9 protein-coding genes are annotated in these 18,313 nt (G+C 75.9%); 1 reads left to right on the top strand and 8 read right to left on the bottom strand.

The annotated features are described in order from the left end of the window. Positions 1-137: 137 nt before the first annotated feature. Both IE180_RS26525 and IE180_RS26520 read right to left on the bottom strand, forming a co-directional pair. Positions 138-2,321 (bottom strand): bifunctional salicylyl-CoA 5-hydroxylase/oxidoreductase, encoded by a 2,184-nt coding sequence (locus IE180_RS26525; protein ID WP_229860923.1) that lies wholly within the window; start codon positions 2,319-2,321, stop codon positions 138-140. A gap of 155 nt (positions 2,322-2,476) precedes the next feature. Beyond that, positions 2,477-3,304 (bottom strand): enoyl-CoA hydratase family protein, encoded by an 828-nt coding sequence (locus IE180_RS26520; RefSeq protein ID WP_123455901.1) that lies wholly within the window; start codon positions 3,302-3,304, stop codon positions 2,477-2,479. Between the two features lie 256 nt (positions 3,305-3,560). On the opposite strand from IE180_RS26520, the gene IE180_RS26515 reads away from it, so the two are divergent. After that, positions 3,561-4,094 carry an ATP-binding protein gene (locus tag IE180_RS26515; RefSeq protein ID WP_190159480.1) on the top strand — a complete coding sequence of 178 codons (534 nt, stop codon included), beginning with the start codon at positions 3,561-3,563 and terminating at the stop codon, positions 4,092-4,094. A gap of 280 nt (positions 4,095-4,374) precedes the next feature. Here the strand turns inward: IE180_RS26515 and argF are convergent, their stop codons facing one another. The 6 genes from argF to IE180_RS26485 form a co-directional block, all read right to left on the bottom strand. Beyond that, entirely contained in the window at positions 4,375-5,388 is a 1,014-nt protein-coding gene (argF, locus tag IE180_RS26510; RefSeq protein ID WP_190159479.1) for an ornithine carbamoyltransferase, read from the bottom strand. A 224-nt stretch (positions 5,389-5,612) separates the two neighbouring features. Then, on the bottom strand, positions 5,613-6,845 hold the full coding sequence (locus tag IE180_RS26505; protein ID WP_190159478.1) for an arginine deiminase: 1,233 nt from the start codon (positions 6,843-6,845) through the stop codon (positions 5,613-5,615). Between the two features lie 70 nt (positions 6,846-6,915). After that, positions 6,916-9,624, bottom strand: a complete 2,709-nt coding sequence (locus tag IE180_RS26500) for a hypothetical protein (protein WP_190159477.1) — start codon at positions 9,622-9,624, stop codon at positions 6,916-6,918. Beyond that, entirely contained in the window at positions 9,621-11,897 is a 2,277-nt protein-coding gene (locus IE180_RS26495) for a hypothetical protein (RefSeq protein WP_229860905.1), read from the bottom strand. Before IE180_RS26495 ends, IE180_RS26500 begins: the two co-directional genes overlap by 4 nt. Beyond that, positions 11,894-14,455 carry a hypothetical protein gene (locus IE180_RS26490; protein ID WP_190159476.1) on the bottom strand — a complete coding sequence of 854 codons (2,562 nt, stop codon included), beginning with the start codon at positions 14,453-14,455 and terminating at the stop codon, positions 11,894-11,896. Before IE180_RS26490 ends, IE180_RS26495 begins: the two co-directional genes overlap by 4 nt. After that, positions 14,452-18,309 carry a tubulin-like doman-containing protein gene (locus tag IE180_RS26485; RefSeq protein WP_229860904.1) on the bottom strand — a complete coding sequence of 1,286 codons (3,858 nt, stop codon included), beginning with the start codon at positions 18,307-18,309 and terminating at the stop codon, positions 14,452-14,454. The genes IE180_RS26490 and IE180_RS26485 overlap by 4 nt, the downstream gene beginning before the upstream one ends. Positions 18,310-18,313 lie beyond the last annotated feature (4 nt).

Here is an 18,313-nt window from a genome sequence, read left to right as displayed (position 1 = left end):
CCGCCGTCGCCGCGCCGAGGACCGCCCCGGCACCCTTCCCGCCCCTGTCGTTCTCCGTCATGTCCCCATTCAAGGGCGGGGCCGGAGGGCGGACCATGCCCCCGCGTCGCATCCGCATGCGCGGGCGTCCGGGGTCCTCAGTCCCGGCGGCCGGTGGGCGGGCGGCGGCTGCCCGCGCGGTACGGGGCGGGCCAGGGGGCGGCCGGGCCCGCGTACTCCTGCTCGGCCGCCGCGTGCAGGGTCCAGTGCGGGTCGTAGAGGTGCGGACGGGCGAGGGCGCAGAGGTCGGCGCGACCCGCGAGGAGCAGGGAGTTGACGTCGTCCCAGGAGGAGATCGCGCCGACCGCGATCACCGGGACGCCGAGCTCGTTGCGGATGCGGTCGGCGTAGGGCGTCTGGTACGAGCGGCCGTAGGCGGGCTCCTCGTCGGGGACGACCTGCCCGGTGGAGACGTCGATCGCGTCGGCGCCGTGGTCCGCGAAGGCGCGGGCGATCTCGACGGCGTCCGCGGCGGTCGTGCCGCCCTCGGCCCAGTCGGTGGCCGAGACGCGGACGGTCACGGGCCGGTCGGCCGGCCAGACCTCCCGTACCGCGTCGAAGACTTCGAGGGGGTAGCGGAGCCGGGCCGTGAGGTCGCCGCCGTAGGCGTCGGTGCGATGGTTGGTGAGCGGGGAGAGGAAGCCGGAGAGCAGGTAGCCGTGGGCGCAGTGCAGTTCGAGGAGGTCGAAGCCGCTGCGGGCGGCCCGGCGGGCGGCGGCGGTGAACTGCTCGCGCACGGCGGTGAGTCCGGCGCGGTCGAGGGCGGCCGGGGTCTGGTTGACGCCGGGCCGGTACGGGAGGGGCGAGGCGGCGACGAGCGGCCAGTTGCCCTCGGGCAGGGGCTGGTCGATGCCCTCCCACATGCGGCGGGTGGAGCCCTTGCGGCCCGAGTGGCCGAGCTGGACGCCGAGCGCGGTGCCGGGCGCCGAGGTGTGGACGAAGTCGGCGATCCGGGTCCAGGCGGCGGCCTGTTCGTCGGTCCAGAGACCGGTGCAGCCGGGGGTGATGCGGCCCTCGGGGCTCACGCAGACCATCTCGGTCATGACGAGTCCGGCGCCGCCGAGGGCCCTGGAGCCGAGGTGGACGAGGTGGAAGTCGCCGGGGACGCCGTCCTCCGCGACGTACAGGTCCATGGGGGAGACGACGACCCGGTTCCGCAGGGTCAGTCCGCGCAGCCGGAAGGGGGTGAACATGGGCGGGGTGCCGGGCGGGCAGCCGAAGTCCTCCTCGACGGCGGCGGTGAAGGCGGGGTCGCGCAGCCGCAGGTTGGCGTGGGTGACGCGGCGGCTGCGGGTGAGCAGGTCGAAGGCGAAGCGGCGGGGCGGGCGGTCGACGTGCCCGGCGAGCTCCTCGAACCAACGGAGGCTGGCGCCGGCCGCGCGCTGGGTGGACTCGACGACGGGACGGCGCTCCGTCTCGTACGCGGCCAGGGCCTCCTCGAGGTCCGGGTGGGCGTCGACGGCGGCGGCGAGGGCGACGGCGTCCTCGACGGCCAGTTTGGTGCCGGAGCCGATGGAGAAGTGGGCGGTGTGGGCGGCGTCGCCGATGAGCACGGTGTTGCCGTGCGACCAGCGGGCGTTGGAGACGGTGCGGAAGGTGGTCCAGGCGGAGGCGTTCGAGCGGAGCTCCCGGCCGCCGAGCGCCTCGGCGAAGACCTTGGCGCAGCGGGCGGTGGACTCGGCCTCGTCGAGCTCGTGGAAGCCGGCGGCCCGCCAGACCTCCTCGCGCATCTCGACGATGACGGTGGAGGACCCGCTGGAGAAGGGATAGGCGTGGAGCTGCATCACGCCGTACTCGGTCTCGGCGATCTCGAAGCGGAACGCCTCGAAGGGGAAGTCGACGGCCAGCCAGATGTAACGGCAGCGGTGGGGGGTGATCCGGGGGCGGAAGTGCGCGGCGTGGGCCTCGCGGGTGCGGCTGTGGACGCCGTCGGCGGCGACGACCAGGTCGTGGCCGGCGGCGAGGACGGCGGGGGGCGGGGCCTCGGTGCGGAAGCGGAGCCGTACGCCGAGCTCGGCGCAGCGGGCGTGCAGGATCTCCAGGAGCCGGCGGCGGCCGAGGGCGGCGAAGCCGTGGCCGGTGGAGGTGGTGCGGTGGCCCCGGTGGACGACGTCGATGTCGTCCCAGCGGACGAGTTCGCCGCGGAGCGCCTCGTACACGACGGGGTCGGCGTCCCGGATGCCGCCGAGGGTCTCGTCGGAGAGGACGACGCCGAAGCCGAAGGTGTCGGAAGGGGCGTTCCGCTCCCAGACGGTGACCTCGCGGGCCGGGTCCTGCCGCATGAGGAGCGCGGCGGCGTAGAGGCCGCCGGGCCCGCCGCCGACGACGGCGATCCGCGCGGGGCCGGACCCGGGGCCGGGACGGGGGTCGGGTCCGGGGCCGGGACGGGGGTCGGGGGCCTGGGCGGGGGCGCTTCGGGGCTCCGGACCCGGGAGCGTCAGCATCCTCGCCACTTCGGGGGGCGTTTCTCGGTGAAGGCGGCGTGGAACTCGGCGTAGTCCTCGCCGTTCATCAGGAGCGCCTGGGTGGCCGCGTCCAGTTCGACGGCTGCGGCGAGCGGCATGTCGAGCTCTGCGGTGAGCAGGGCCTTGGTCTGGGCGAGGGCGAGGGCGGGGCCGTCCGCGAGGCGGCGGGCGAGGGCGGCGGCCCGCTCCCCCGCCGCGCCCTCCTCGGTGAGCTCGCTGAGGAGCCCGATGCGCTCGGCCTCGGCGGCGTGGACGGGCTCGCCCAGCATGAGGAGACGGGTGGCGTGGCCGAGTCCGACGACCCGGGGCAGCAGATAGGCGGCGCCCATGTCGCCGCCGGAGAGGCCGACCCGGGTGAAGAGGAAGGAGAAGCGGGTGGTGGGGTCGGCGATCCGGAAGTCGGCGGCGAGCGCGAGGACGGCCCCGGCGCCGGCGGCGACGCCGTGGAGGGCGGCGACGACGGGGAAGGGGCATTCGCGGAGGGCGCGGACGACCTGGCCGGTCATCCGGTTGAAGTCGAGGAGCCGGGCGGTGTCGAGGGCGAGGGTGGCACCGATGATCTCGTCCACGTCGCCGCCCGAGCAGAAGCCGCGGCCTTCGCCGCCGAGGACGAGGGCGCGGACGGCGCGCTCGCGGGAGAGCTCGGCGAGGAGGTCGCGCAGGTCGGCGTAGGCGCCGAAGGTGAGGGCGTTGAGTTTGGCGGGGCGGGCCAGGGTGACGGTGGCCACGCCCTGGTCGATGTCGAGGCGCAGGTGCTGCCAGCGTGCCGTGCGGGGCGTGGAGCCGGTAAAGGGGCTCATTCGAGGGGCCTCCTTCCTCCGCAGGGAGGGTATCACCGTACTGTGACTGTCGTCACGAGCACGCGATAGGGCCGCCGGGGGCGTACCGGCACCCTCCCCTGAGGTCCCGGACGATCGATGACCGAGGTCCTCGCCGCGAGGGGCGGGGGTGCCCCGGGAAGCGGATTTTGCACCTCGTAAGGTTGAAACCAGGACGTCTCGGGACGCCCCCGTCCCACTCGCCCACCCGCCACCCGGCGAAGGGAGCCCGCCCCCCATGCCCGAAGCCACCCGCCCCACGGCCACCGGACGCGCGGCACCCGGGCCCCCGGCCACCGGGCCCGGGACGGCCGCTCCGGCCGGAGCGGCCACCTCCTGGCGCGTCCGGCTCCCCCACACCACCGCCGCCGTGCCGATCGCCCGCGCCCTGATCCGCACCGCGCTCACCGACACCGCCCCCGGGACCGACGACCAGCCCGACACCGACACGGCGGAGCTCCTCACCGCCGAGCTCGTCGCCAACGCCGTCGAGCACACCGCCGGCACCGGCCCCATCGAACTGGTCGTCGCACTGCTCCCGACGCCGGGCGGCTGCCAGATCGAGGTCCACGACTCCCGCCCCGCCCGTCCCGGCGACCTCGTCTGCCCCGACCCGGCGGTCGGGGTCGACCCCTGGCAGGAGCACGGCCGCGGCCTCCTGCTGCTCCGGGCGCTCAGCAGCGACTGCGGACACCGCCCCACCGCGCACGGCAAGGCGGTCTGGTTCACGCTCCCGGGGATACCGGCCCAACGGCGGCGCCGGGCGAGCTGACGGGCCGCGGGGGCGGCGGGCCGGCGGGGGCGCGGGGGCAGGGGGGTGAACGGGGAGGGCGCGGGCGGCGGGCGAACGGGGCGCGCGGGGCCCGCCCGCCCGCCGGTCAGCGCAGGGCGAGCCGGCGGACGTGGGGGGTACCCCCCGGCCCGCCGGGCGGGCCGGGGCGCGGGGCGTCAGTCACCCGCCGGGCGGGCCGGGGGTGGGGGCGTCACTCACCCACCGGACAGACCGGGGCGCGGGGCGTCACTCACCCACCAGACAGGCCGGGAGTGGGGCGTCACTCACCCGTCGGGCGGCCCAGCGTCGCGACCATGACCGCCTTGATGGTGTGCATCCGGTTCTCGGCCTCGTCGAAGACGACCGAGTGCTCCGACTCGAAGACCTCGTCGGAGACCTCCAGCTCGGTCAGGCCGTGCCGGGCGTGGATGTCCCGGCCGACCGCCGTGCCCAGGTCGTGGAAGGCGGGGAGGCAGTGCAGGAACTTGACGTCCGGGTTCCCCGTGGCGCGCAGCACGTCCATCGTCACGGAGTACGGGGCGAGGGCGGCGATCCGCTCGTCCCAGACCTCCTTGGGCTCGCCCATGGAGACCCAGACGTCGGTGACGACGAAGTCGGCGCCCACGACGCCCTCGGACACGTCCTCGGTGAGCGTGATCCTGGCGCCGCTGACCTCGGCGAGCTTGCGGGCCGCGGCGACGACGTCCTCGGCCGGCCAGTACGCCTCCGGGGCGACGATCCGGACGTCCATGCCGAGCAGGGCGCCGGTGACGAGGTAGGAGTTGCCCATGTTGAAGCGGGCGTCACCCAGGTAGGCGAAGGCGATCTCTTCGAGCGGCTTGTCCGTGTGCTCGGTCATGGTGAGCACGTCGGCCAGCATCTGGGTGGGGTGCCAGTCGTCGGTGAGGCCGTTGAAGACGGGCACGCCCGCGAAGGCGGCGAGCTCCTCGACCGCGGCCTGGCTGTCCCCGCGGTACTCGATGCCGTCGAACATCCGGCCGAGCACGCGGGCGGTGTCCTTGACCGACTCCTTGTGGCCGATCTGGGAGCCCGAGGGGTCGAGGTAGGTGGTGGAGGCGCCCTGGTCGGCGGCGGCGACCTCGAAGGCGCAGCGGGTGCGGGTCGAGGTCTTCTCGAAGATCAGGGCGATGTTCCTGCCGCGCAGCCGCTGCACTTCGGTGCCCGCCTTCTTGGCGGCCTTGAGCTCGGCGGCGAGCGCGATCAGGCCGCGGAACTCCTCGGCGGTGAAGTCCAGCTCCTTGAGGAAGTGGCGGCCGATGAGGTCTATGGCCATGGGACGCGCTCCTGGGGTACGGGTCGGGAGGACGGCGATCGAGACCCTGGAAGTGTATACGCACTTCAACATTTCTATACAGCCCCCTCTCCCGCGACCCTCGCCCCTGGTTCCAGGAGCCAGGATCCTGGTTCCGGCGGTCCGGACCCAAGGGGTCGGATCCAGGATCCTCGGGAGGCGGCGCCGACCCTCAGGCGGCGCCGACCCTCAGGCGGTGCCGACCCTCAGGCGGCGTCCCGCTCCACCGGACAGCTCATGCAGCGCGGACCGCCCCTCCCCCGCCCCAGCTCGCTGCCCGGGATCTCGATCACCTCGATGCCCTGCTTGCGCAGGTGCGTGTTCGTCGTGACGTTCCGCTCGTACGCGACGACCACTCCCGGTTCCACGGCCAGCACGTTGCACCCGTCGTCCCACTGCTCCCGCTCGGCCGCGTGCACGTCCTGGGTCGCCGTCAGCACCCGGATGTCCCGGAGGCCGAGGGCCGCCGCGATGGCGCCGTGCATCTGCTCCGGCGGATGGTCGGTCACCCGCAGGGGCTGCCCCGCGTCCCCCGGCTCGATCGTGTACGAGCGGAGCATCCCCAGACCCGCGTACTGCGTGAAGGTGTCCTGGTCGACCATCGTCATCACCGTGTCCAGGTGCATGAACGCCCGCCGCTTCGGCATGTCCAGCGCGATGATCGTGCGCGCCGACCCCGCCGCGAACATCCCCCGGGCCAGCATCTCCACCGCCTGCGGCGTCGTCCGCTCGCTCATCCCGATCAGCACGGCGCCGTTGCCGATGACCAGGACGTCCCCGCCCTCGATCGTCGACGGATAGTCCGCCTGCCCCTCCGACCAGTGGTGGAAGGATCCCGCCTCCGGGCCCGTGAACAGCGGGTGGTGCTTGTAGATCGCCTCGAAGTGCACCGTCTCGCGCTGCCGGGCCGGCCAGCGCATGGCGTTGATGGAGACGCCGTCGTAGATCCAGGCCGAGGTGTCCCGGGTGAAGAGGTGGTTCGGCAGCGGTCCGAGGAGGAAGTCGTCCAGGTCCATGGCGTGGAAGCGGACCGAGGTCGGCTCCCGGTGCGCCGCCAGGAACTCCCGCTTCGTCATGCCGCCGACCAGCGCCTCGCCGAGCGCGGCGGCGTCCAACGAGTCGAAGGCCGCGCGGAGGTGATCGGCGGCCAGCGGCCCGTACTCCTTCTCGTCGAAGACCCGGTCGAGGACCAGCGCGCGGGCCGCCGGCACCTCCAGGGCCCCGCGCAGCAGGTCCCCGAAGAGGTGCACCTCCACTCCCCGGTCGCGCAGCACGTCGGCGAAGCCGTCGTGCTCCTGCCGGGCCCGGCGCACCCACAGCACGTCGTCGAAGAGGAGGGCGTCCTTGTTGGACGGGGTGAGCCGCTTCAGCTCCAGATCGGGCCGGTGCAGGATGACGCGGCGCAGCCGCCCGGTCTCGGAATCGACATGGAATCCCATGCGCCCATCCTGACGGAGCCGGGCGACCCTGGCCCGCCTTTCGACGTGCTCACCCCGGCGGCCCTCGCGGTCACGTGATCCACTGGGCCACGCCGACCAGCACGATCGCGATCACCAGCCCCCCGATCAGGAACGCGGCCCGGCGCAGGAAACGGCGGGTGTAGCCGTTGCCGGGGTCGTCCGGGCGGGCGGGCGCGGGGGACGGGGGGCCCGGGCGGTGCGCGGTGCGCGGCAGGCCGTACGCCTCCTTCAGGAGCGTCAGCCAGACCGCGTCCGGCAGGCCCGGGCGCTCCCCGTCGACGATCAGCCAGAACGCCTCCCGGGCGGACGGCTCGGGGCTCGTACGGAGCCGCGACAGCAGCTCGGCGACCGTACCGGCCGGGGCGTCGCCGCCGCCGAGCAGGGGGCGGACCGCCCAGCGGTGCAGTTCGGCGGCGTTGGCCGCGCGCAGCGCCTCCGACGGCTCGGAGGAATCCTCCCGCGCGGCGGGCGGCGGGACGGCCCACAGCTCCCGGGCGATCACCACCTCGCAGAGCTTTCGGCGCATCGGATGCCCCCAGGACGGCAGCCGCCGGGCGACCTCCCGGAGCAGGACGGTGACGACGCCGTACGCCTGGGGCCGGCGCAGCGCTTCCAGGAGCTCCTGGCTGCCGGCCCTCACGACGAGCTCCCGCGCCTCCTCCTCGCTCCGCACGGTCGGCAGCTTGTGCACGAGCGAGGTCTCGGCCTCCCGCTCCCGCCGCCGCACGCCCCCGCCCTTGCCGGGCCCGGTCCACTCCGGCGCGACGACCGGCAGCCCGGGCCGGGGGTGGGCGGCGGGGCGGGGGGCGGAGGGGGGTGCGGGCGGCAGCGGGGGCCCGGGGGCGTACGCGGGCGCCCGCCCCGGGCCGGCCGGCGGTTCGGGCACGCGGCCGTCCGGGGCCCACGAAGCTCCCCGCGCGTCGTCGGAGTCCGGACGCTCCTCGGACGGGGCGGGACGCTCCGCCCGGCCCGGCGTGTCGGGCGTCCCGTCGGGCCGGACGGCCGAACCCGGCCCGGAGCCCCCGGACCAGGGCTCCGGGACGGCCGGGTGCTGCGGGTCCGACGGGCCGGAGTACCCGTCACTCGCCGGGTCGGGACGCCGGGGAGCCGACGAGCCCGGGTGCAGGGCGGCCGGGTGCCGGGGGTCCGCATGCCGGGGGTCTGCATGCCGGGGATCCGGGTGTCGGGGATCCGGGTGTCGGGGATCCGGGTGCCGGGGGCCTGGGGAATCCGGTTCCCGGTCGCCCGGGGCGCCCTGCTCGTAGGGGGCCGGGGTGTCCTGACGCCAGGGATCGGGCGCCGCTCGGTCCCGACGACCGCCGATGCCCTCGTACCGGCGGCCGGGCGCGACCTCGTCCCCGGGGTCCGGGAGACCCCGACCCCGGAGGCCCGGGGTGCCCCGTTCCCGGGGATCCCGGCCGCCCCGCTCCTGGGCACCCGGCGCGTTCAGGTCCCGGCGGCCCCCGGCACCCCCGTACCCGGCGCCCCGGGCGTCCTCCTCCCGACGGGCCGGCGGCTTCTGCTCCCCCCGGCTCGCGGCGTCCCGGGCGTCCTCCTCCGGAGAGTCCGGCGGCCCCTGCTCCCCCCGGGTCCCGGCGCCCCGGGCGTCCTCCTCCCCGAAGCCGGGCGGGGGCTGCTCCCACCACCCCCCGTACCCGGCACCCGCCGCGTCCTCGTCCCGAGGGGCCGGCGCGTCCTCGTGCCCGGGGTGCGGCGCGGTCCGGTCCCGCCGCGCCCCGGGCGCCGGCCCGGTTCCGGGGCGGGGGTCCGGTGCGGTCCGGTCCCAGGGGGGCGGTGCCTCCCGGTCCCGGTCCCCGGGCTCCGGCGGGAGCGGGCTCCTCCGGCGGGAGGCTTTGGCGCGGGGGTCGACGGCGTCCAGGCGGTCGGCGACCCGGGACGCCGACTCCAGGAGCGGGCCCCGGTAGGTCGCGGCGGCCGTGCGGAGGGCCCTGCCGACCACCCGGTCGCGGCTCTTGCCCTCCTCGACCTCCCACAGGTGGTGGCGGACGAGCCGGGCCGCGACCTCCTCCGCCCGGTCGCCGCACCGCTCGCGCGGGTCGACGCGGCGCCGCTCGGCGTTGCGGCTCGCCGCGCCGGACCAGCGGCCGACGAACACGAAGCGGAGCGAGGGCAGTTCGGCCGTGTCGTGGGTGGCGAAGGTCCACGGTCGTCTGGTGAGCGAGCCGAGCATGCTGCGCAGCCCCCACAGCACGGGGCAGGCGGTGTCGCCCCGTTCGTCGAGGACGGTGAACAGGTCGTCGGGGTGGCGCAGGAACTCCGCGACCGTACCGACGAGTTCCTCGGCCGCGTGCGGCAGGAGCCGGTCGAGCTCCGGCAGTCCCCCGCGGCTCGCGGCGGGGACGAGGGACTCCGCCGGGACCACCGGCAGCGGGCCCCGGGCCCCGGCGGCGTTCGCGGCGCCGTCCCAGTCCCAGCCGTGGAGCCCGAGGCAGACGGCGGGGCCGAGGAGGGCGGGCGCGCCGACGAGGGCGTGGCAGAGCGCGGACGTCCTGCCGTCGGCGTCCGTGAAGGGCACGCGCCGGACGAGCATCACCTGGTCGCGCCGCCAGAGCCGGATCAGGGCCGGCCGGATCTCGTCCCCGCTGGCCCGCAGCACGGGGCCGGAGAGCTGGAAGAGGTTCTCGGTCTCGTCGCGGGACCCGGACCAGGCGACGGGCCCGAAGCCGGTGTTGCCGGTGAGGTTCTCGCTGTCCCAGCGGAAGACGATCTGGTCGGCCTCGTTCTCCGTCCGCGTCATCGGACGATCCCCTCTCCGGGTTCCGCCCCGGGCAGCAGCCCGCACAGGGCGAAGAGCGACAGCAGCGGCGCGAGGACCCGGCGCGGCCGGGCCCCGTGCGGGAATCGGTCGTCGCGCGCCTGCCCGCCGGTCGCGGCGACGAAGTGCAGGGTGCAGTCGGCGCAGTCGTCGAAGGGCTTGAGCCAGGCGGCGCCCGCGTGGTGGGCGAGGAAGGCGTAGGCGTCCCGGCTCTCCTCGCGGACGGCGTCGGGGTCGTGGCGGCCGGGCAGCGCCCGGCCGAGCCAGCGGTCGACGACCGGTTCGAAGCGGACGAGGTCGCTCTTGTTGACGGCGAGCGCGGCGGGCGCGGCGACGAGTCCGCCGCGCTGCCGGGGGATGCGGTTGAGCACGGTGGTGAAGGCCTCGTCGCCGAGGTCGCGCCGCCGCAGCCCGCTCTGTTCGCGTACCGGGTCGAGTCCGGGCAGCCGGAGGGCGCGCAGCGGGTCGAGGACGAAGACGAAGGCGTCGACGCCCATGAGGAAGCGGCCGACCTCCCCGTCCTGGGCGAGGTCCTCGCCGGCGAGGTCGAAGAAGACGACGGGGCGGGGCCGGGCGCCGCCCGCCGAGACGAGCAGGCCGTCGGCGAACCGGGCGAAGGTCTGCTGTCCGGTACGGCCGAGCTGCCGCCCCTCCTTGAGCCTCTGGACCCGTTCGCGCACGAAGGTCCTGTGCGCTTCGGGGTTGAGCGGCCGGCATTTGAGTCCGTACGGTTCGAGGCCGCCGAGTTCGACCTCGCCGAGCATGGCGGCGAGGAGGTGGGTCTTGCCGACGGAGGAGCTGCCGACGAGGGCGACGGAGAGCGGTTCGCCGTTGGTGAGGTAGGGGACGGGCAGTTCGTGCTCCTCGTCGCCGTCCACGGTGTGCGGGCACAGGTGGTAGGCCTTGCGCAGGGCGTCCGCGACGTGGCCGGGGCGCCGTTCGGCGCTGAGGTCGAGCGGGATCCGGTTGCCCTTGGCGTCGATGGTGACGAGCAGCCGTTCGTCGTACTCGACGGGGAGCAGGCAGTGCGGGCACATGCGGCCGCGCGGCGGCGGGGGCGGCGCCGGTGCGGGGGGCACGGGGGCGGTGGGCCGGAAGGCGTCGCCCCCGCCGAAGAGCCGGTCGCGGAGCGAGGCGCGTGCGGGCCGCGGGTCCGGCGGGGGCGGTTCCGTCCCGTCCCGGCGGGGCTCGCCGCCGGGCGGGGCGCCGCCGGTGGCCGCGCGTTTCCTGGCGGTCTGGCGGTCGTACTCGGTGCGCCACCGGTCGAGCGGGTCGGCCGCCCCGATGCCGGTGGCGAGCGGGTCGGGGACGTGAAGGAGTCGCATGAGATCGGCCGGCCGGGGCCGGTCCGCCGCGCGCGCGGCGAAGAGCCCGCTCTGGCCGAGGGCGGCGAGGCGGCGGTAGTCGGCGAGGTCGGCCGGGGGTCCCTCGCCGCGGTCGGGGCGGCCGGCGAGGAGGTAGTAGGCGAGTTCGGCGACGGACCACAGGTCGTCGCGCGGGTCGACGACGCCCTGGCCCGCGCGCTGTTCGGGCGAGGCCCAGGGGGCGCCGCCGAAGGGTTCGCGGGCCTCCCCGGCGCGCTGCGCGGCGTACGGTTCGCAGAGCCGGACCCGGGCGCCGTCCCACCGTACGGTGTCGGGCGCGATGGCCCGGTGCACGAGGTCGGCCTCGTCCAGGAGCCTCACCGCCATGGCGAGCTGGCCGGTGATGCGTTCCTGGTCCTCGGCGCCGAGCCGCCCGGCCCACTCGGACAGCGGACGGCCGGTCGGCGGCCGGTACAGCACGAAGGGCTCGGCGGCGGTCAGGTCGAAGCCGACGATCCTGGCGAAGACCGCGCCGAACTTCGCGCCGCCGTAGCGGCGTTCGAGGGCGACGGCGGCCGCCGTCTCCCGTTCGAGGAGGGCGTAGGCGTGCGGATCGCCCTGTGCGGACGACGGCAGCCGGTACTGGAGGACGGGCGCGCCCGCGCCCAGGGTCGCCCGGCGCGCGAGGACGCCGGGGCGGCCGGGCGGCCGGTGGTCCTCGCCGTAGCGCACGGCGAAGCGCACCGGCGCCTCGCGGGGGGTGAGGAACTCCAGCTCCTGGTAGTAGGGGTGGGTGGGCGGGGTCGGCTCGCGCAGGTGGTCGGGGTGCTCCGGACCGAGCGGCTGGTTCGGGTCGCCCAGGGGGTCCTGGCCCGGCGGACGGTCGGGGTCCGTCGGACGGGCCGGGTCCGGCGGGCGGTTCGGGTCGCTCGGGTGGTTCGGATCGGTCACGGTTCTCCCGCCTCCTCGGCGCGGACGGTGTGCACGACGTCCGTGCGCAGCGGTACGAGACGGAGGATGCCGGCGTGCCGTCCCGCGCCGGTCCACACCACGTCCTCGGCGGTGCCCCGCCAGATGTCGTCCCCGGCGGCGCCGCGCCGCATCGCCTCGGGCACGAAGCGGACCTGACGGGTGGTGAGCGGATCGTGGGAGAGCAGCCGCAGGTGCTCGGGGCCGCACAGCGCGACCGTACGGCCGGGGTCGTCCTCCGCCAGCAGCAGCCGGGCCACCGCGTCGGCGGCGACGCCGGTGAGACGGGCCGCGTCGGGCCGGTCGGAACGGTCGGTGAACGCCGCGAGGGAGGCGAGCGCCTCGGGATCGCGGAGGCCCTCGTACCGGGGCGGCGGCGAGGCGGCCACGTCCCGCTCCAGACGGAGCCGGGTCTCGTCCAGGAGCTCGGAGAGCCGCTGCTCGTGCCCGGCGCGCGCGAGGGCTCCGGGGTCTCGCTCGATGCCCGCCCAGCACCGGTCGAGGATCAGGACGGTCCCGGCGACCAGGTCGCCGACCAGGGTGTCGACGAGCGCGGGTCCCCCGTCCCCGTACCGACGCTCCAGCCAGCTGGGCGCGGGGGCGGACAGGGGGCCGCCGACGGGGCTCCCGGGGTCCCGGTCGGGCACGCCGTACGAAGCCGGGGGCGGGGGCTCGGGGGCGGCGGGCCCGGCCGCCTCCCCGGCCGGGTCGGACCAGAGGGGGTCCTCCGCGCCGTCCCCCCAGGCCTCCGTCCCCTCCCCCCAGTCGTCCCCGTCGTCCCGCCAGTCCTCCCAGGTCCAGGACGCCGCCCCGCCCTCCCGGGCCGGCGGCGGCTCGGCCTCCGGCCGGCCGGCCTTCGGCACCGCGTGCGGCTGCCCGTGCGCGTCGGCGGTCTCCGCGAGCCCCCGGAGCAGCCCGGCGACGGCACCCGCCCCGGCCGAGCAGTGGTGCCGCACCTCGGCGAAGAGCCAGTCGTGCACGGCGGTGGTGACCACCAGGTCCTGGATCTCCCGCAGGATCCGCCAGGCCTCCTCCGGGTCCGCGCTCGCCCACCACTCGTCCACGCCCCGGGTCCAGTCGCGCAGTGCGAGCAGCACGACGGCCGCCACGGACACGACCGCCGCCGCCGGCGGCACCCAGCCGGGCAGGTCCAGGAACGAGCCGAGGCCCGCCCCGACGAGGCCGCCGAGCAGCCCGCCGAAGAGCCGGGGCGCCGCGCCCGTGGCCCCGCCGCCGTCGTTCCGCCCGTCGGGCGAACGGTTGGGCCTGCGCCGCAGCATCAGGTGCGCGAGCCCGGCGGCGAGGACGCCGACGGCCGGGCCGAGGGCCCAGCCGAGCACCGGCCAGACGCCGGCGAGCAGCGCGAGCAGCCCGGTGACGGCGAAGGCCGCGGGGCGCGGACCGCCCGCCGTGAAGGGGTACCGGGCGCCGAGCCGCCGCAGCCGCTCGGGGCCGCAGATCGCGTCGAGCCGGGCGAGGCGGGCCGCGCTGCCCACGGGCGCGGTGCGCGCGGACAGCGCGGACAGCCGGGCCGCCACGGACCGCAGCGGCAGCCCCTTGCCGATCAGGTCGTGGGTGAGGTCGCGCAGCGCCGGGACGATCCCGGCCCGGGAGATCTCCCGCGGCAGCTCCGGCAGTTCGACGCCCCGCTCGCGCAGCATCCCCCGGTGCTCGGCGGTGAGCCGGGTGCCGCCCGCCGCGCCGAACGCGTCCGCGACGGCGGTGCGGAACCGCTCCAGTTCCTCCGTCACCCGTTCCAGGTCCGCCGGCAGGTCGACGCTCCGGCCGGCCCCGGTGAGGAGACCGGCCGGGCCGCGGACCCGGTGGTAGCCCTCGACCGCCTCCCCGACCGCCGCGTCGCAGGCGGCGAGCCCGGCTCCCGCCCGGCCCTGGGGCGGCAGCCACCGGTGCCCGGACAGCGAGCGCGGCACGCCCTCGTCGAGGAGGAGCGCGAGCGCGCCGGGCACCTGCTCGGCGGAGATGCTCCCGGCCGGGACGTCCGGCCCGGCGAGGCCCTCCACGGCCTGCCGCCAGGCCCGTGCCCTGGCCTCGTCGGTGAGGTCGTGCTCCAGGACCCGCACGGCGGGCACGGCGACGCCGTGCACCACCTCGCCCAGTGCGCGCAGGACGGCGTCGAAGACCTCCGGCGTGGACAGGACGTCGACGAGCGGGCGCAGCACGGCCTCGCCCGGCACGCCGTCCTCCGTGGAGTCGAAGACCCACAGGACGCCCGCGGCGGGCGGGCGGAGGGTGAGGGAGCGGCTCAGGGTCCGTTCGCCCCGGGCGCCGACCGCCAGGCAGACGACGTGCGCCGGCCCGTAGGAGGAGAGGCGCTCGTGGAGCAGCTGGTGGGCGACGAGCCGATCGGCCTCGTCGACGACGAGGAAGCGCCGCTCGCCGCCGGGCTGAGGGACCTCCAGGGCCGCGCGGACGGCGGCCTCGGGGTCGTCCGCCCCGGCGGGCGGCGTGCGCAGGTCGAGGCAGACGGCGTGGCCCGGCAGCGGTCGTTCGGGGAGGACGGGAGGGACTCGTGGGCTCATTCCTCCTCACCGGCCCGGCCGCGGTCGTACGGCTCGTCGTCGGCCTCGAAGTCCGGGTCGCGGTCCTCCTCGTACGCGGGCCCGTAGTCCTCTTCGTACGCGGGGCCGTAGTCCTCTTCGTACGCGGGGCCGTAACCCTCCTCGTGCGCAGGCCCGTAGTCCTCCTCGTACGAGGGCCCGTGACCCCTCTCGTACGCAGGCCCGTAGTCCTCCTCGGGCGCAGGCCCGTAGTCCTCCTCGGGCGCGGGGCCGTAGTCCTCCTCGGGCTCCGGTTGCCACTCCCCCTCGTGGGCGGACGGTTCCGAGGAGGCGGGCCCGTGCGCGTGCCCGGCCCGCGGATCGCGCCGGGCACCATCCCCGTACCCGGCATCGTCCCCGTACCCGGCGCCTTCCCCGTACCCGGCGCCCTCCTCGCGCCGGGACCGGGACCCGTACCCGGCACCGTCCTCGCGCCGGGGTCGGGGCTCGTGGCCGTCGCCGTGTCGGGGACGGGGCCCGTGCCCGTGCCGGGGCTCCTGGCCGGCGTCGTCCTCGTGCGCGGGGCGCGGCCCGTGCGGGGGCCGAGGACCGTACCCGGTCCCCTCCTCGCGCGCGGGGCGCGGCCCGTGCCCCGGCCGAGGGCCGGGCCCGGTGTGCGGATCGGGCTCCTGGCGGGCCCTCGGGAAGGGGCCGGGGTGCCCGCCCTGCGGGCGGCCCGGTGTCGGCCCCCGGCTCTGCCCCCGGCCCTGGCGCGGGGCGTGGCGTTCGTACAGGGCGCGGAGGGTCGCGCGGGTCGCGCGGGCCGCGCTCGGGAAGCGCATGTCGAGGGCGCCCGGGTAGGTGACCCCCCAGAAGTGGCGGAGCGGGGCCAGCCATTCGCTGTCCTCCGGGCCGTACTCGACGGCGATCTCGTCGATCAGGCGGAGCTGGCGCGGGGCGATGTCCTCGACGAAGTGGGTGAAGAGCCGTGAAGGGGGCGCCGGGACCTGGGCGAGGCCCTTGGGCAGGGCGCGCATGAGCCGTTCGCAGAACTGCTCGATGATCTGGCCCTGGTCGAGCAGCGCCGAGCGCTCGTACGCGCGCAGCAGCCCCGCCCAGCTGGAGAGCGAGCCGTCGAAGCCCTCCAGGCGCAGCGACATGGTCGCCGACTCGCCGTCCTGGAGGCTGATCCGCACGAGGTGGGGCGAGTGGGCGGGGCCCTCGACGGCGATGTGGCCGTTCCACATGGCGCAGAGCAGCCGGTGGAGGATGCGCTGCCGGTCCGGTTCGGTGGAGACGAGCCAGTCGTCCCGGTAGCCGAGCCGCTGGCGCCAGTGCAGGAAGTCGTCCTCGCCGCCGGAGTCGCGGGCCTCGGACCAGAGGCTGAGGACGCTGCGGACCTCGGAGATGTCGGTGAGGTTCATGCCGCTGCGGAAGAAGACGACGGTGATGGAGTCGGTGTCGACGGCCCGGCACTCGGGGAACACCCGGGCGGGCAGGTTGAGTTCCTGAGAGAGGAAGTCGGCGGCCCGGCCGTCCGACTCGCTCGCCGGATGCACGATGAGGATCTTGAGCGGGCCGCTGCCGTCCGGGATGAAGCCGACGGGGAGGAGTCCGGCGAGCCGGGCGCGGAACTGGTCGAGCCAGCGCGGGTCGACCTTCGCCTCGGCGGTCTCGTCGCCCGCGGCGGCCCGCAGCAGCAGTTCCATGGAGGGCAGCAGGGGGCGGGCGAAGACGTCCTCGTTGGCCTCGCCGAAGAGGCGCTTGACCCGCCGCTCGACGACCTGCTTGATCTCCTTCACCGCCGCCCCGGAGGAGCGGCGGACCGCGTCGAGGGCGCGCCGCCAGTCGTCGGGCCCGACGAGCCGGTCGAGGAGGGTCGCGGCGTCGGTGGTCTCGGGGAGGCCCTCGCTCTGGGCGAGCCGGTCGACGACGTCGTCGTAGAAGGCGCGCAGGGTGTTCTGCGGGGGCAGCAGGTAGGCGATGCCGGCGCGGTCGTCCCGGTAGAGCTCGCGGCGGCTGTCGGCGAAGGACTTCGCCTCGTTCTGTTCGTGGGAGCGGAGCACCTTGGTGAGTTCGGCGACCTCGTTGGTGACGCGGTTGAGGGAGGGCCGCCACTGGGCCTCGCCGGCCTGCCAGCCGCGGTGCCAGAGGACGCGGGCGCGCCACTGGTACCAGGCCTGCTGTGCGGCGAGCGTGTCCTGGACGTCGGGGTCGGTCCACCGGGCCGGTACGACTCCGCCGACGGTGCGCTTGATGTGGGGGATGTTGGGGGCGGAGGTCTGGACGTTCGGGGGCCGTTCCGGGTCGTTGCGCCGGTTGTCGAGCATGCCGGTGAAGCCCTCCCTGGCCACCCGGTCGGGGTGGTGGGGGAGTCCGGCGAGGACGGTCTCGAGCTGGAACGGGTCGACGGTGCCGAGGAGTTCGCGGGCTCCCGCGCCCGGCCTGAAGTCCTCGGTGAGGCGGGGGACCTCTCGGGAGAGGTGGACGTCGAGGCGTTCGAGGGAGTGCTCCATGTCGCTCAGTCGCCGCCGGAGTTCCTGGGTGATGTCGCGGCTGCCGCGGGGCAGCGGTTCGGGCAGGGGCACGTCGGGTGCCTCGCGGCTCCACAGGCGGCCGATGGCGGAGCGGGTGAAGAGGTCCCGGACGAGGTTCTGGCCGTCCCGGGCGGGTCGCCGGGCGCGTTCGGACATGCCGCGGACGGCCTGGGCGAGGAGCCGGGCGGCGACGATCTCGGCGAGGTCGTCGACGGGGACGGTGAGGGAGGCGGCGAGGCTGGTGGACATGCCCCGGTAGCCGATGCCGGTACGGGCCGGGGTGGAGCGTTCCACGGCCTTGTTGATGAAGCTGGCGGCGAAGGACTGGTAGTCGTCCTCCGCGCGGTTCACCGAGCCGCTGTCCTCGCCGAGCTCGGTGCCGATGAGCGACATCACCATGGCGGTGATGGAGCGGCGGAGGTCCTCGGCGCCGATGACGGCCGGCTTGGAGAAGAGGAAGGCGGTCTGCATGGTGGCGGGGCGCAGGGCGACGACGCCGTCGCCCGGGTAGGTGACGCCGAGCCGGCCGCGTTCCTCGACGTCGCCGACGACGTCGAGGGCGTTGGGCACGTTCTGGTCGTCGACGAGCCGCGAGAGGTCCACGAGGGCGCGGGCGGCGTTGAGTTCGGCCTCGCGGCCGCCGCCGGCCTCGGGGGGGAAGGCGGAGGGCATGACGACGAGGGGGTAGATCTTGACGCCGGGGACCTTGGCGTTGCGGAACTCGTGACCGATGAGGTGGATGAAGTCGTAGAAGATGCCGGCGCCGGTGCCGCCGGCGACGGAGAAGGCGACGAAGACGTCGCAGCCCCGGATGCGGCCGCCGCCGACCCGCTTGAGGTCGCCGGCCGCCTGTCCGATGGCGCCGATCGCCTCGCGGAGCTGCCGCAGGACGGGTTCGAGGCCGGAGCGCACGGTCGCGAAGAGCGCGGCGCGGCCGACGGTCGGCAGCTGCCCGGCGCCGCTGTTGAGGGGGGCGACGCGCGGCTGGCGGGCCTGGGGCGGCAGCCAGTGCCGGGTCTCCTCGGGGACGGAGACGCGCAGCATGCGGGTCACCTCGGGCGAGGAGTCGAAGTCGGTGGGCAGCAGGTCGCGGACCATGCGGGAGGTGCGGGCGAAGGCGGCGCCCTCGGCTCCCTTGGCCCGGAACTGGGGCTGGCTCAGCAGCTCGCCCTCGCTGAAGTCGGCGTAGACGAACTGGAGGCAGTCGGGCAGTTGGAAGGGCAGTCGGCGGCCGCCGTCGACGAGGTCGGTGCCGTCGGGTCCGCACAGCTCCCGGCGCAGCTGCCGTTCGAGTTCGCTGCCGATCTTTCCGCCGGTGCCGCCGAGTCCGACGAAGAGCATGGGCTGGTAGATCTTCATGTCG

The organism is Streptomyces litmocidini (assembly GCF_014649755.1).
Taxonomy (GTDB): domain Bacteria; phylum Actinomycetota; class Actinomycetes; order Streptomycetales; family Streptomycetaceae; genus Streptomyces; species Streptomyces litmocidini.
This window is presented reverse-complemented; position numbering and strand designations above follow the sequence as displayed.